This is a genomic window from Bradyrhizobium sp. CCBAU 11357 (genome assembly GCF_028128865.1).
Lineage (GTDB): Bacteria > Pseudomonadota > Alphaproteobacteria > Rhizobiales > Xanthobacteraceae > Bradyrhizobium.
In genome coordinates, this window is record NZ_LBJW01000089.1 from 14,342 (window position 1) to 26,341 (window position 12,000).

Annotated in this window: 13 protein-coding genes; 5 read left to right on the top strand and 8 right to left on the bottom strand. The window is 65.4% G+C overall.

Translation table 11 applies throughout. The features are described from left to right. Positions 1-8 precede the first annotated feature (8 nt). Both XI05_RS11985 and XI05_RS11990 read left to right on the top strand, forming a co-directional pair. The gene (locus XI05_RS11985; protein ID WP_271501772.1) at positions 9-1,442 is read left to right on the top strand and encodes an MBOAT family O-acyltransferase; all 1,434 of its coding nucleotides are present in this window, start codon (positions 9-11) and stop codon (positions 1,440-1,442) included. Continuing rightward, the gene (locus tag XI05_RS11990) at positions 1,442-2,551 is read left to right on the top strand and encodes a hypothetical protein (protein ID WP_271501774.1); all 1,110 of its coding nucleotides are present in this window, start codon (positions 1,442-1,444) and stop codon (positions 2,549-2,551) included. The genes XI05_RS11985 and XI05_RS11990 overlap by 1 nt, the downstream gene beginning before the upstream one ends. Before the next feature lie 235 nt (positions 2,552-2,786). Here the strand turns inward: XI05_RS11990 and XI05_RS11995 are convergent, their stop codons facing one another. From XI05_RS11995 to XI05_RS12005, 3 genes are all read right to left on the bottom strand, one after another. Continuing rightward, the gene (locus XI05_RS11995; protein ID WP_271501776.1) at positions 2,787-3,974 is read right to left on the bottom strand and encodes a pyridoxal-phosphate-dependent aminotransferase family protein; all 1,188 of its coding nucleotides are present in this window, start codon (positions 3,972-3,974) and stop codon (positions 2,787-2,789) included. A 110-nt stretch (positions 3,975-4,084) separates the two neighbouring features. Next, complete coding sequence (locus XI05_RS12000; protein ID WP_212258995.1) at positions 4,085-4,810, bottom strand: thermonuclease family protein; 726 nt, start codon at positions 4,808-4,810, stop codon at positions 4,085-4,087. A gap of 258 nt (positions 4,811-5,068) precedes the next feature. Then, entirely contained in the window at positions 5,069-6,796 is a 1,728-nt protein-coding gene (locus XI05_RS12005; protein ID WP_271501778.1) for a hypothetical protein, read from the bottom strand. Positions 6,797-7,217: 421 nt separating this feature from the next. Between XI05_RS12005 and XI05_RS12010 the strand changes: the two genes are divergently transcribed. Next, complete coding sequence (locus XI05_RS12010) at positions 7,218-8,066, top strand: caspase family protein (RefSeq protein ID WP_271501779.1); 849 nt, start codon at positions 7,218-7,220, stop codon at positions 8,064-8,066. A gap of 200 nt (positions 8,067-8,266) precedes the next feature. Here XI05_RS12010 and XI05_RS12015 read toward each other — a convergent pair whose 3' ends face one another. From XI05_RS12015 to XI05_RS12030, 4 genes are all read right to left on the bottom strand, one after another. Next, positions 8,267-9,160 (bottom strand): efflux RND transporter periplasmic adaptor subunit, encoded by an 894-nt coding sequence (locus XI05_RS12015; protein ID WP_271501780.1) that lies wholly within the window; start codon positions 9,158-9,160, stop codon positions 8,267-8,269. A gap of 181 nt (positions 9,161-9,341) precedes the next feature. Beyond that, entirely contained in the window at positions 9,342-9,512 is a 171-nt protein-coding gene (locus tag XI05_RS12020; protein ID WP_172789311.1) for a hypothetical protein, read from the bottom strand. A gap of 68 nt (positions 9,513-9,580) precedes the next feature. After that, positions 9,581-10,723 (bottom strand): lactonase family protein, encoded by a 1,143-nt coding sequence (locus XI05_RS12025; RefSeq protein ID WP_271501781.1) that lies wholly within the window; start codon positions 10,721-10,723, stop codon positions 9,581-9,583. 128 nt (positions 10,724-10,851) lie between these two features. Beyond that, positions 10,852-10,983: a hypothetical protein gene (locus XI05_RS12030; protein ID WP_271501783.1), complete on the bottom strand. Its 132-nt coding sequence runs from the start codon at positions 10,981-10,983 to the stop codon at positions 10,852-10,854. A 148-nt stretch (positions 10,984-11,131) separates the two neighbouring features. On the opposite strand from XI05_RS12030, the gene XI05_RS12035 reads away from it, so the two are divergent. After that, a complete protein-coding gene (locus XI05_RS12035; RefSeq protein WP_271501785.1) occupies positions 11,132-11,308 on the top strand; it encodes a hypothetical protein in 177 nt (58 codons plus the stop codon). An 80-nt stretch (positions 11,309-11,388) separates the two neighbouring features. Continuing rightward, positions 11,389-11,511, top strand: coding sequence for a hypothetical protein (locus XI05_RS12040; protein WP_271501787.1), 123 nt, complete (start codon positions 11,389-11,391; stop codon positions 11,509-11,511). Positions 11,512-11,542: 31 nt separating this feature from the next. Here XI05_RS12040 and XI05_RS12045 read toward each other — a convergent pair whose 3' ends face one another. Next, complete coding sequence (locus tag XI05_RS12045) at positions 11,543-11,881, bottom strand: hypothetical protein (RefSeq protein ID WP_271501789.1); 339 nt, start codon at positions 11,879-11,881, stop codon at positions 11,543-11,545. Positions 11,882-12,000: the final 119 nt, after the last annotated feature.

The window sequence follows — 12,000 nt, forward strand, 5'->3', positions numbered from 1 at the left end:
CCAGCCCGATGCTGTTCAATTCCTACCCCTTCATTCTGCTGTTCCTGCCGGTCGTGCTCGCCGGCTATTTCCGGCTCGGCCGGCGCAGCAATCTGGCCCCGGTGATCTGGCTGGCACTGGCCTCCATCACCTTCTACGCAATCGGCAGCTGGCAGTTCGTCGCCCTTCTGCTGCTTTCGATCGCTGTCAACTACGGCGTCGGCCATCTTCTCATCGTGGCGGAGCTCACCCACCCGCAACGAAAGGCGGCGCTCGCACTCGGCGTCGCCGGTGATCTCCTCATGCTCGGCATCTTCAAATATGCCGGCTTTGTCGCCGAGAACGTCAACGCGCTGCTCGACACGCATGTCGCGGTCCACATCCTGCTGCCGGTCGGCATCTCCTTCTACACCTTCACCCAGATCGCGTTCCTGGTCGATGCTTATCGCGGCCAGGTCGCGGCCTATGCGCTGCCGCACTACGCGCTGTTCGTGACTTACTTCCCGCATCTGATCGCCGGGCCCATCCTCCATCACAAGGACATGATCCCGCAATTCGAGGAGGAGGAGACCAAGCATCCGGACGCGCATCTCATTCTCTGCGGCGTCATCATCTTCGCGATCGGCCTGTTCAAGAAGACCTGTCTTGCCGACGGCATCCAGCCGCTGGTCGCGCTCGCTTTCGAGGCGCGCTCACCGAGCTTCGATCAGGCCTGGCTTGGCGCGCTCGCCTACACGTTCCAGCTCTATTTCGACTTCTCCGGCTATTCCGACATGGCGATCGGCATCTCGCTGATGTTCGGCATCTTCCTGCCGGTCAATTTCAACTCGCCCTACAAGGCGACCAGCATCGTCGAGTTCTGGCGGCGCTGGCACATGACGCTGTCGCAATTCCTGCGCGACTATCTCTACATCCCGCTCGGCGGCAACCGCCGCGGCCGCGTGCTCCGCTACGTCAATCTGGTGATCACGATGCTGCTCGGCGGGCTCTGGCACGGCGCGGCCTGGACGTTCGTGGTTTGGGGCGCGCTGCATGGCGCTTATCTCTGCGTCAACCACGCTTTCAGCGCGCTGGTGCCGAACGTTCCGTTGCTGGCGCGTCCCGGCCGCATGCTTGGCGCCGTGCTGACCTTCCTCGCCGTCGTCATCGCCTGGGTGTTCTTCCGCGCCGAGAGCGTCGCCTGGGCACTGCGGGTGCTCCATGCCATGGCTGATCCCGCCAACATCGTGCTCGGCCGCGAGGAGATTGCAGCCCTGGTGCAGGTCGCAATCTACGCGGCGCTGGTGTGGCTGGCGCCGAACACGCAAATGCTGATGGGATACGACCACGGCAACCGCAGGGTCGGCGAGGCCTTGCGGGCGGGGCGCATGCGGCCGCTGGTGCTCTATGCGGCCTCGCTGGTGCTCGCCTTCGGCTTCCTGGGCATCCAGAGCCACAGTGAATTCATCTATTTCCGGTTCTGATGCAGGGCGCGTTCACCCATCTCAGGCGTCTTCTGCTGGCGAGCGCGGCCTGCGTGCTTGGCGCCGCAGCGCTCACCTTCGCCGTCGATCCCCTGCAATTATTCCGCCCCTCGCGCCTGATCCCGGCCTTCTACTCGGAGGACACGCGCGTGCAGAATGCCGGGCTGATCCGCAGCCAGCCGTTCGACACCGCCTTCATGGGTACCTCGCTCGCGATCCATTTCCGCCAGAGCGACATCGATCGCGCGCTCGGCGTCCGCTCGCTCAAGCTGGCGATGACCGGCTCCAATTCGCGCCAGCAGGCTTTCGTGCTGGAGCAGGCGATCGACCGCGGCGCAAGGCGCGTGATCTGGGCGATGGACGACTTCATCTTCATCGATGCCGCCGATATCGAGGCCGATCCTTATTTGTCCGTCGATCTCTACCGCCGGACGACGAAAGGTATTGCCTCCTATCTGTTCAGCGCGGCGATGGCGAAGGAATCCCTGTTCGCGCTGTTGCGGTCCGTCCCGCTGCTGCGGGATCCGCTGACCCTTGCGTCGCCCTATCTCCCGGTCAAGTTCGCGCTGGCAGACATCGACGACATCTACGCCCTGGCGCGGGATTTCGACGTTGCGCGAGACTACAACGCGAAGAAGACGCTCGCCGCCTTCGCCTATATCACCAGTCCCGTACGCAGCCGCTTCCTCGGCGAGGGCTATGGCTATGAGGCCATGGTCCGGCATTTCGAGCAGGACGCCGCCGGCCTGATCGCGCGCCACCCCGACGTGACCTTCGACATCTACTTCCCGCCCTATTCGATCCTGCAATTCGTCGCGATGCGCGATGCCTCGCCCGCGACACTGAAGATCGTCACCGATCTCACGGCGCACATTGCGCGGCGCCTGACGCAACTGCCCAACGTCCGCCTGCATGACTTCCGCGCGCTCGAGGTGGTCACGCACGATCTCGACAATTACAGCGACGTCATCCACCATTCGCCGGTGGTGGATGCGATGGTGCTGAGATGGCTTGCGAGCGGGGAATACAGGGTCGATCCGAAGGCACCGCTTGCGCCGCTGGAGGAGTTGAAGGCGCAGGTCGAAGCGTATCGCGTGCCGCAGCCGTAGCCTGCATGAGCGAAGCGATATGCGGGACGTCGCGCAGGACGATTCGAGGAATCCCGGTCTCGTGTCCCGGACGCGGTGCGGCGCGAAGTGCCGCTCCGCAGAATCGTAGGGTGGGCAAAGGCGCGCTTAGCGCCGTGCCCACCATCGATTCAACGATACGACAGAAGTGGTGGGCACGCTTCGCTTTGCCCACCCTACGATACTGCGCTGCGTCCGGGGCACGAGCACCGCTTTGCTACACCGCCACCTCGTCACCGAGATACGCGACCGCCGCCTCCAGCCCGCCCTTGCCGTGCGGGATCTTCAGCGCGTTCAGTCCGATCTCGATCACTCCTAACGTGCCGAGCAGCATCGGCGCATTCACATGGCCCATATGGGCGATGCGGAAGGCTTGTCCCGAGAGGTCGCCGATGCCGGTGCCGAGCACGACGCCGCATTTGTCCTTGCAATAGCGTTGCAGCACGGACGGGTCATGGCCGTTGCTCATGGTCACCGTAGTCACGGTGTTGGAGCGCTCGCTGGCCTCCGCCACGTTGAAGCCGAGCACCTGGCCTTCCGACCACATCGCGACTGCGCGGCGCGCGGCTTCACCGAGCAGGCTGTGGCGGCGGAAGGCGTTCTCGAGGCCTTCCTCGTGCAGCATGTCGATCGCCTTGCGCAAGGCGAACAACAGATGCACCGGTGCGGTGCCGGCATATTTGCGGTAGTTCTCGGTGCCCTCGCGCTCGCTCCAGCTCCAATAGGGCGTCGACATGTCGGCCTTCTTGTGCACCTCGAGCGCGCGCGCATTGGCGGCGACGAAGCCGAGACCGGGCGGCGTCATCAGGCCCTTCTGCGAGCCGGACATCGCGACGTCGATGCCCCATTTGTCCATCTCGAACGGCATGCAGCCGAGCGAGGCGACGGTGTCGACCATGTAGAGCGCGGGATGGCCGCTCGCCTTGATCGCCTTGCCGATCGCCTCGATGTCGTTCTGCACGCCGGAGGCGGTGTCGACCTGGACCACGACGACGGCCTTGATGCTGTGCTCCTTGTCGCGGCGCAGGCGTTCCTCGACCTCGTGCGGCCGCACCGCGCGGCGCCAGTCGCCCTTGAGCACCTCGACCTCGGCGCCCATCAGCGCCGCCGCGTTGCCCCAGCCGATCGCAAAGCGTCCGCTCTCCAGCACCAGCACCTTGTCGCCGCGCGACAGCACGTTGCTCAGCGCCGCTTCCCAGGCGCCGTGACCGTTGGCGATGTAGATGTAGGACTTGCCCTTGGTCGCGAACAGCTTCGAGATGTCGCTGAGCAGGCTCTCGGTCAGATCCAGCATCTCCTTGGAGTAGATGTCGATCGCCGGACAGTGCATTGCCCGCAGCACCTCGTCGGGCATCGTGGTGGGCCCGGGGATGGCCAGAAACTCCCGGCCCGCGCGAACGGTCATTGCTATCAGTCCTTATTGCCAGAGAACAGGATGGTGGGTCGTCGCTGAGTCTCACTTTTACGCGGCGCTGGGATGCAAGAAAAGCGCCCAAAACGCAGGCCTGACGGCCCCTATCGTTTGGTCTCCCGGCATCCGGCCGCTTCGGCCTCTTCGACCGAGCAGAACCAGCGGGTGCCCTTGCTGATCTTCATCTTGATCTGGGTGTACCAGCGGCTGGTCGGCTGGTGATAGATGCACTCGCCGGCGCTGTTCACATTGCCCTTGATGGTGCAATCCGGCGACGGCGCGACCGGCCCCGAGGCCGAAGCGAGCAGCACCGCATGCGCGCCGTCCGGCGGCTTGGTCGCGCCGAGGATCGCAGTCTTCTTGTTGCGCTCCCGCCAGTCCCACGGCGCGATGAAGGCACCCTGCCACATGCCGGCTTTGGCCTCACGTGCGGCAGCCTCGTCGGGCTCGTAGTCCTTGGAGATGCGGGTGTAAGCCAGCGCCCAGCCGTTGCGCACCAGCCATTTCTGGATGTCCTCGCCGCCGACCTCGCAGCGCGCCACGGTGCGGCCGCGCCGGTCGATCGCGCGGGTGTGGCAGACCCAATTCTTGCCCTCGGTGTATTTGGCGAGCTCGTCGCGGGCCGCGACGCCGCAGGTCCAGCGCTCGGTCTTGGTGTTGAGGCAGAGCTGGTCGACCGCCGGCGCGTCGATGCCGCCGAGCCGGATCCGCGTGTTGCCGATCACCACGGCATCGCCGGCGCGAACCTTTGCCGTGCCGGTGATGTCGGCGGCATCAGCCAGCGATGGGATGGCGAACAAGGACAGCGCAATCAGAACTTTTCGCAACATGCCGGTCCGGTTGTGATGACAATCTCGATAAGCCGCGCAATTGTGGTCGGCTTTTGGCCGCCCGGCCAGCGCAGGCCGAACAGATTGGCTTTCAACTTCCTGTCATTTTGCGACGCCTCTCTCGTGTCCCGGACGCGCAGCAGTCCCGTAGGGTGGGCAAAGCGAAGCGTGCCCACGATGTCTTGCGCGGCGAGAGATGGTGGGCACGGCGCTCCGCGCCTTTGCCCACCCTACGAGACCTGCGCTCGGAGCCCGAGCTCACCCCCGTGCCATCGCCCGCTTCGCCACCGCCAGCCCCATCAGCACGAAGGCCGACGTCACCTCGGGCCCGCCGACCAGGATCCGCGTCGGCGTCTTCATCTTGTTCCATTCATAGGCGCGGAACGGGCCGCGGCGGCCGCCTTCACCGAGCCCGGCGACGATCACGTTCAGCGCCGGTGCGAAGGTGCGCGGGTCGGCGCCGAGATGGCCGAGCGCGATCAGCGCCAGCGCGGCGTCGAACACGTTCATCTCGGCCGCCATCAGCTCGCCCTTGACGTAGGACAGCACGCGGTGGCGGATGAAGTCGAAATCGCCGGCGGGATCAATCGCGGCCTGCGCCGCCAGCGGCAGCGCCAGGAAGGCGGCATAACAGCGGCCGAAATAGGCGCTGTAGAGCTCCGGCAGATAATAGATGTGCGCGCGCGGATTGGCGAAGGCGCCGCTGGCCGCGAGGCGCTTCTGGAAGCCGATGATGCGATGGACGGTGGCGAGCCGCGCCGGCGTCTCCAACACCTTCCAGCGCGCGAGATTACGAAAGCTGACCTCGAGAATGTCGAGGTTGAGCGTCGGATCGAGATCGTTGCCGTAAGGGCGCTCGCCCTTAAGATTGTCGATCCAGGTCGCAACCCCGCCCTCATAGTCGATATTGTCGTTGAGCGGCACGGTCACGCGCGGCTCGTTGACGCCGGCGCGCACCTGATAGCCTGCATAGAAGTCCAGGAGCGGCTGGTCGATGATGGCATCAAGGCAGCCGGCCTGTGTCGCCGCCGAGATCGAGCAGGCCGTGGTGTCGCAATCCGGCACGTAGATGCCGAAGCCGAGGTCCTGCTTGATCTGCGCGAAGTAGCGGGAGAAGCGCGGATGCGGTGCCGGCGCCAAGGCGGTGATGACGTTGAAGCGCGCGCCGCCCAAGCCTTCGACCTCCTCGCGGCTGATGTTGATGCAGAAATCGACCATGTCGGCGATCGCGCGCTCCGCCGCGATCTTGTCGGCGACCGAGGCGAGTCCGGTCTCGACGAAGCTGAGCAGGGCCTCGATGAAAAACGCGTCGTAATAGGCCGAGCGATGGCGGATCTGCACTGGCTCCCACATCGGCTCGGCAATGCCCTTCCAGGGCGGATTGACCACGGCGCGCGCGGGCGAGCGCGCGATGAAGACGCGGGCGAGGTTGAACAGCAGCGAGGAATTCTTGTAGCCGCGCGCGTTTAGGCCCGTGAGCGCCATGATCAGCTCGCGTCCGCGGACATCAGGATCGCCGATCAGGTTGAAGGCGGCATAGGTCGGCAGGAAGCCGTTGCGGCGGTAGGAGCCGAGCAGATGCTGCGCGCAATCGCGGATCACGCCGTCGATCTGCGCGATCTGCGGCATGGCGGCGTTGAACGGCACCGGCGGCGGCCTGGGATGGTCGAGCGTGATGCCGTCGACGAGATCGGCGATCGGCTGCCCGACCGCCGCCCAGTCGGGCTCGGCCTCGTCGCGGGCCCGGGTGAGCGCCGCGCGCAGCCGCGTCAGCATCCCCTCGTCGCGCAGCTCGGGCAGGCCGGCGCGGCGGAGCAGGATCCGCAGCGCGGGATTGCCGAGCGCGGTCTTGTAGAATTTGGCCAGATGCGGATCGCCGCTGGCCGTATCAGACAATACGGGATCGCAGACGTCGTAAAGCGAGGGGCCGTCCTTCCGCGCCGTCAGCGCCCGGCAGGCGGCGCCGGCAAAATAATGAAAGCTCATGAAATACCTGGTCGCGGGGGCCTTGGTCGGGGATATCAGGCACGCTGGCATCTGCGCGCCACCCCCTTGCAAGTCGTTGAAAAGGCTACCCGGATTCGCAGGAAATACAAACGTGATGAACGTCACGGAAAAGCCGGCACGAGGGCTGCATAGTCGATCTCCGGAAGGCCACGGGCAAGCCAATGATGCAGGAATCCAACCCGGAGAATTAACGAACACATTCAGCTACTTAGCTCAAATTTGGGGCAATCTATTGCCCCAGGGGCGATATCCGGTTAAGGGTTTGTTTGGTGCGGCGCCGCAAATTGCGCGCAATTCGGGGGCACTTCCCCGGCCAATCCCTCAAACCTAAAGACGCTATCGCGCTACTCAAACAGTGTGCGCGCGCTTGGCCGGTCTTTGGCACAGGAAACGAAGCGAGATGAATGTAAAGCAGCTCGACCTTTCCAGACGTACGATCGCCGTCGCCGCAGCCCTCATCGGCACGGTGTCGCTGGTGATCGGCGCCCATGCTGCTCTCAACATGCGTGCGATCGATGCCGCCAAGGCCGTCTCGACCGACCAGATCACCGGCTCGATCGGCCAGACCTCGCGCCTCGCGCTCGTCATCGGCAATGGCCATTATCCCGACGCCAGCGCGCCGCTGACGCAGTCGATCAACGACGCCCGCGCGCTGTCCTCGTCGCTGCGCAAGAACGGCTTTGACGTCGACATGGTGGAAGACGCGACCAAGGACGACATGGTCCGTGCCGTGACCCGCCTGAAGTCCCGGATCACGCGCGACAGCGTCGTCATGCTGTTCTTCGGCGGCTACGGCGTGCAGGCCGGCCGCGAAAGCTACATGTTGCCGGTCGATGCCGTGATCTGGAAGGAAGGCGACGTCCGCCGCCATGGCGTCTCCATCGACGGCGTGCTCGACATGATGAAGGAGCAGGGTGCCAAGGCCAAGCTCGTCGTGGTCGACGCCTCCCGCCGCAATCCTTACGAGCGCCGCTTCCGCTCCTACAGCCACGGTCTCGCGCCGATTAGCGCGTCCGACAATGCGCTGATCCTCACCTCCGCCTCGCCCGGCAAGGTCGTCGACGACGGCAAGGGCGAGCACAGCGTGCTGGTCAGCGAGTTCCTCAACAATCTCAGCAAGCCCGGCAGCGCCGAGAGCGTCTTCAACAAGACCCGCCTCGCCATCTCCCGCGCCAGCGAAGGCGACCAGGTCCCGACCGTGTCGTCGTCGTTGCTCGAAGACGTCCGTTTCGGCGAAGCCGGCGGTTAGTTTTTCTTAGGTCTTGCGACGTCTCGTGCGCCGGACGCGGCGCATCATGCAATGATGCGACGCTGAGCCGGGGCCCAGTTTTTTTTGGCACACTGTACCTGCATCGTCATTGCGAGCGCAGCGAAGCAATCCAGAATCCCTCCGCGGAGAGACCCTGGATTGCTTCGTCGCAAGAGCTCCTCGCAATGACGATCGCGCCGCTACTTCGCCGCTTCCGCGCTCGCCATCACCGGACGCACCGGATCGCCTTCGCGCAGCAATGCGCCGGCGCGGGCGACGACGACGTCGCCTTCGTTGAGGCCGTCGCGGACCTCGATATTGCCGCCCGACATCAAGCCGACCTCGACACGCTTGGTCTCGACGCGGTTGCGGCGGATCACCTGCACCACGGTGCCGGCGGACGAATATTGCACTGATGTCAGCGGCACCGCGACGTTGCAGCTCTGCCCGGTCTTGATCAGCGCGCGCCCGCTGGCATTCAGCAAGAGCCGCTTCTGCGAGGAGATGCCGATATAGACCATCCCCTGCTGGATGTTCGGCTCGACGGTCGGGCCGATGCGGCGCACCTTGCCGTTGATATCGCCGGCGCCTGCGATCCGGACGGTGGCCTGCTGATTGACTGCGAGCTTGCGCACATCGGTGGTGGCGACGAGACCGACGAGATCGTACTCGCTGCGCGCCACGATCGTGAACAGCGCCTCGCCCTTGGCGGAGGCGAAGTTGCCGATCTGCGCGGTCGAGGTTGCGATCACCCCCGCCACGGGGGCGGTGACCTGAAGCGTGCCGCCCTCGGGCAGCGCCAGCCGTGCCAGCACCTGGCCGGCCGTGGTGGTATCGCCGGCTTCGGCCAGCACGTCCGTGACCTTCAGGCCGGGACGCTCGGGCCGCACCGAGGTTTCCTCCCGCGCGATGATCGAGCCGGTGGCCTCGACGATGTCGGAGAAGCAGGATTTCGCGACCTTCAGCACCGTGACCGCCGGCCCTTTGGGCGCGTCGTCATCGGCGGCACCGGCCGGATGGGAGCTGAGGACGAGCAGGCCGGCGACGGCTGCGGGATACAGGCTTGAAGCAACGGCGCGGGGCAAATGACGCATCGGAAATTCCACGGGGGCTGTGCCTCCAATCGATAGCAGATGGCTGCCGCCCGCACTACGGCCGCGTCGTCCCAAAACAGGACTCAGCGCCGCCGCCGGCAGTCGCGGCAAGTCTTTGATAAGCAAGTCTTTGATGAGTCGCGGAATTGGAGAACAGGTTCGCTGCAAAGATCTCAGGCCGTCAGCGGCGCCGATCACCCAGCAGCTTGCCGCTGGCCCGCTCGAGCAGATGCAGACGCGTGCAGGCCGGACAGGACACGGATACGTGCGTGCGGTCAGCCGGCTCGTCGGTGAGCCGATGCTGCACGTTCAGGCCCGTCTGGGGGCATTTGAAGACAATCTGCCGGTCCATGACCGAAATATGATGCCAAGCCGGGCCTCGCGAAATTACGGATGACTACGTAGGCCGGCGACGGCCCCTCACGGCAGGTTCAGGAACTCGACCCAGTTCGGCTTCTTGCCGGTGGGGTAGGATTTCAGCTTGGCCAGCGCGCCGCTGCCCTGGTCGATGGCATAGACCGTCATGCTGCCCGAGAGCTCGCCGACGGCGGCGAGATAGCGGCCGGCGGGATCGACCTGGAAGCCGCGCGGCTGCTTCTCGGTCGGCACGCTGCCGATCGTGGTCAGCTTGCCGCTCGAGCCGTCGACCTTGTAGGCGGTGAGCGTGCTGGTGGTGCGCTCGGAGGCGTAGAGGAAGCGGCCGTCCGGGGTGATGTGGATGTCGGCGGCCCAAGGCTTCTTATCAGGCTCTTTTCCGGAAAACCCCTCCGGCAGCGCGGTGGTGCGCTGGATCTCGTCCCAGGCGCCGCTCCTGGCCTCATAGGTGAATGCCGCGACGTCGCCGTTCAGCTCGTGGAGGAGATAGACGAACTTGCCGCCGGGGTGAAACACGAAGTGCCGCGGCCCCGATTTCTCCGGCACCTTGTGCACCGGCGGATCGCTCGGCGTCAGCGTGCCGGCTGCGGCATCGAACGCGAAGGCCAGCACCTGATCGGAGCCGAGATTGGTGGCGAACGCGAAGCGGTTGTCGGGCGAGGGCAGGAAGGCGTGGGCGTTCAGCCCGGTCGGGATCACCTGCTTGGGCTCGCCGGCGACGCCGTTGCCAAGCAGCGGATTCAGCGCGACCTTGTTGCCGCCATAGGAGGCGCTGAGCAGGAACTTGCCGCTGCGGTCGGTGGCGATATAGGCCATGCTGTCGGCGAGCGGTCCGTTGCCGAGATGGCTGAGCTCGCCCGTCTTGGGATCGATCGCAAAGCTCACTGCGACATAGGGCTGCGAGCGGATTCCGGCGATCAGGACGCGGCGGTCGGGCGAGATCGCGAGCGGTGTCGATGAGCCCGGCTTTTCGACGCCCTTGAAGGCGGCCGTCTGCACGGGCGTCATCTCGCCGCTCTCGCTCATCTTGAACACGCTGATGTCGTTGCTGTCGGCATTGCCGACATAGGCGAAGGTTTCGGCCATGCCGGCACGGACTCCAGAAACGAGGGTGATGGAAGCGAACAGGGTTGCGGCGATCGCAGCGCCTGGCACGCGCGATACGATGCGTCGGATCGATCTCGACATGGGCTCCTCCTGAAAGCCGGCTCGCGGCGTTGTCGTTTTGCCGCGAGGATAGCGGGAGACGCGCCGCCGCACCAAAATCCAGATGGGATCGATCGATGCCGAAATCGCATCGGTCGCGGGATGGCGTGTCAGCGCACCGCCGCCGTGCGGGACGGCAAATGCGGCCCCGGCGGGCGGTCCGGCGGCCCGAGCATGGTCCACACGGTCACCGCGACCAGGGCGGACGTCATGAGCGTCCAGACGATGAGGCGTTTTCGCATCAGGCCAATCCGTCGGTGCAAGCTGCGAGGCCGAGGGCCGCGTCCGCCATCCTGCACTGCAAAGAGCGGCGGTTCTATGAGGCCGTTCACAGGGCGGAAACAGTCGATGCCGTTGCGAACCAATGCGCTGCGAACGCATTGAACCGGCATGCCCCGCGAAAACGATCTCGAAGGCAAGCCAGACATGGGCGGCAAGCATGGCGGTCAGGCCGGCCAGCCCAGGCCTCCGCCGCGCCCGCACGAGGGCGAGCGCGACGGGGACGTCGTGGCAAAGCGCCACACCGGCCAAACCGACCGGGCACCGCCGCCGACCAAATCAAAATAGCGCCTCGCCATCGTGGCGGCCTGGCGTGGGGACGGCGGCATCGCTCTGCCGCGTGAGAAAAGGAAGAGGGAGGCTGGATCGTGTTTTGGATCTGTTGGAACACCGCCTGGTCGCTGATCATCAGCGGCATCTGGGTCGCCACCATCGTCAGCCACCCCGACGCCGAATTCGTCGAAGTGCAGGCGGCCCGACGATCGATGTGAGCGTCCCGCCCTTGCGGACGCTCGTCCCGGTTCACGTCATGCTGCCGGGCATGAAGCAGCAGATCATCGGACGGCCGTTGACGTAATATGGCCAGACCATGGTGCGCCCGGCGCGGTTGGGCTCGGTGATGACCGTGTCGTCGGGCACCTCGACCCAGTTGCCGAGGAGCCGCACCCGGTAATGTCCGTCCCGCGTCTCCCAGTCGACGTCGTCGAGCGCGGTGCCGTCGGCATCCGCACAACAGGGGCCGCCGCCCTTGCTCTTCAGGCTCTCGAACCAGCCCTTGAGGGGAGAGTTCGCGTAGCGCCCGTCGTCGCGGGCCTCCGCGGCGAGCCCGATCAGGGCCCCAACCGCGACGAGAGGGATCATTCTGAACGCCAAGATTCTGAACGCCAAGATCGCCATGTCACCTCGCTCGTTTCACGCACGCGCGCGCAGGACAGTGCGGACGAAAAGCCGCCTGTGGTGCGCGTGATGCAATGTCGACT

Excerpts from the sequence above, each read along its gene's own strand:
- XI05_RS12015 (WP_271501780.1), bottom strand. The coding sequence starts at position 9,160 with ATGCGTCATTTGCCCCGCGCCGTTGCTTCAAGCCTGTATCCCGCAGCC.
- XI05_RS12005 (WP_271501778.1), bottom strand. The coding sequence starts at position 6,796 with ATGAGCTTTCATTATTTTGCCGGCGCCGCCTGCCGGGCGCTGACGGCG.
- XI05_RS12010 (WP_271501779.1), top strand. The coding sequence starts at position 7,218 with ATGAATGTAAAGCAGCTCGACCTTTCCAGACGTACGATCGCCGTCGCC.
- XI05_RS11990 (WP_271501774.1), top strand. The coding sequence starts at position 1,442 with ATGCAGGGCGCGTTCACCCATCTCAGGCGTCTTCTGCTGGCGAGCGCG.
- XI05_RS12030 (WP_271501783.1), bottom strand. The coding sequence starts at position 10,983 with ATGCGAAAACGCCTCATCGTCTGGACGCTCATGACGTCCGCCCTGGTC.
- XI05_RS11995 (WP_271501776.1), bottom strand. The coding sequence starts at position 3,974 with ATGACCGTTCGCGCGGGCCGGGAGTTTCTGGCCATCCCCGGGCCCACC.
- XI05_RS12035 (WP_271501785.1), top strand. The coding sequence starts at position 11,132 with ATGCCCCGCGAAAACGATCTCGAAGGCAAGCCAGACATGGGCGGCAAG.
- XI05_RS11985 (WP_271501772.1), top strand. The coding sequence starts at position 9 with ATGCTGTTCAATTCCTACCCCTTCATTCTGCTGTTCCTGCCGGTCGTG.
- XI05_RS12025 (WP_271501781.1), bottom strand. The coding sequence starts at position 10,723 with ATGTCGAGATCGATCCGACGCATCGTATCGCGCGTGCCAGGCGCTGCG.
- XI05_RS12020 (WP_172789311.1), bottom strand. The coding sequence starts at position 9,512 with ATGGACCGGCAGATTGTCTTCAAATGCCCCCAGACGGGCCTGAACGTG.
- XI05_RS12045 (WP_271501789.1), bottom strand. The coding sequence starts at position 11,881 with ATGATCCCTCTCGTCGCGGTTGGGGCCCTGATCGGGCTCGCCGCGGAG.
- XI05_RS12000 (WP_212258995.1), bottom strand. The coding sequence starts at position 4,810 with ATGTTGCGAAAAGTTCTGATTGCGCTGTCCTTGTTCGCCATCCCATCG.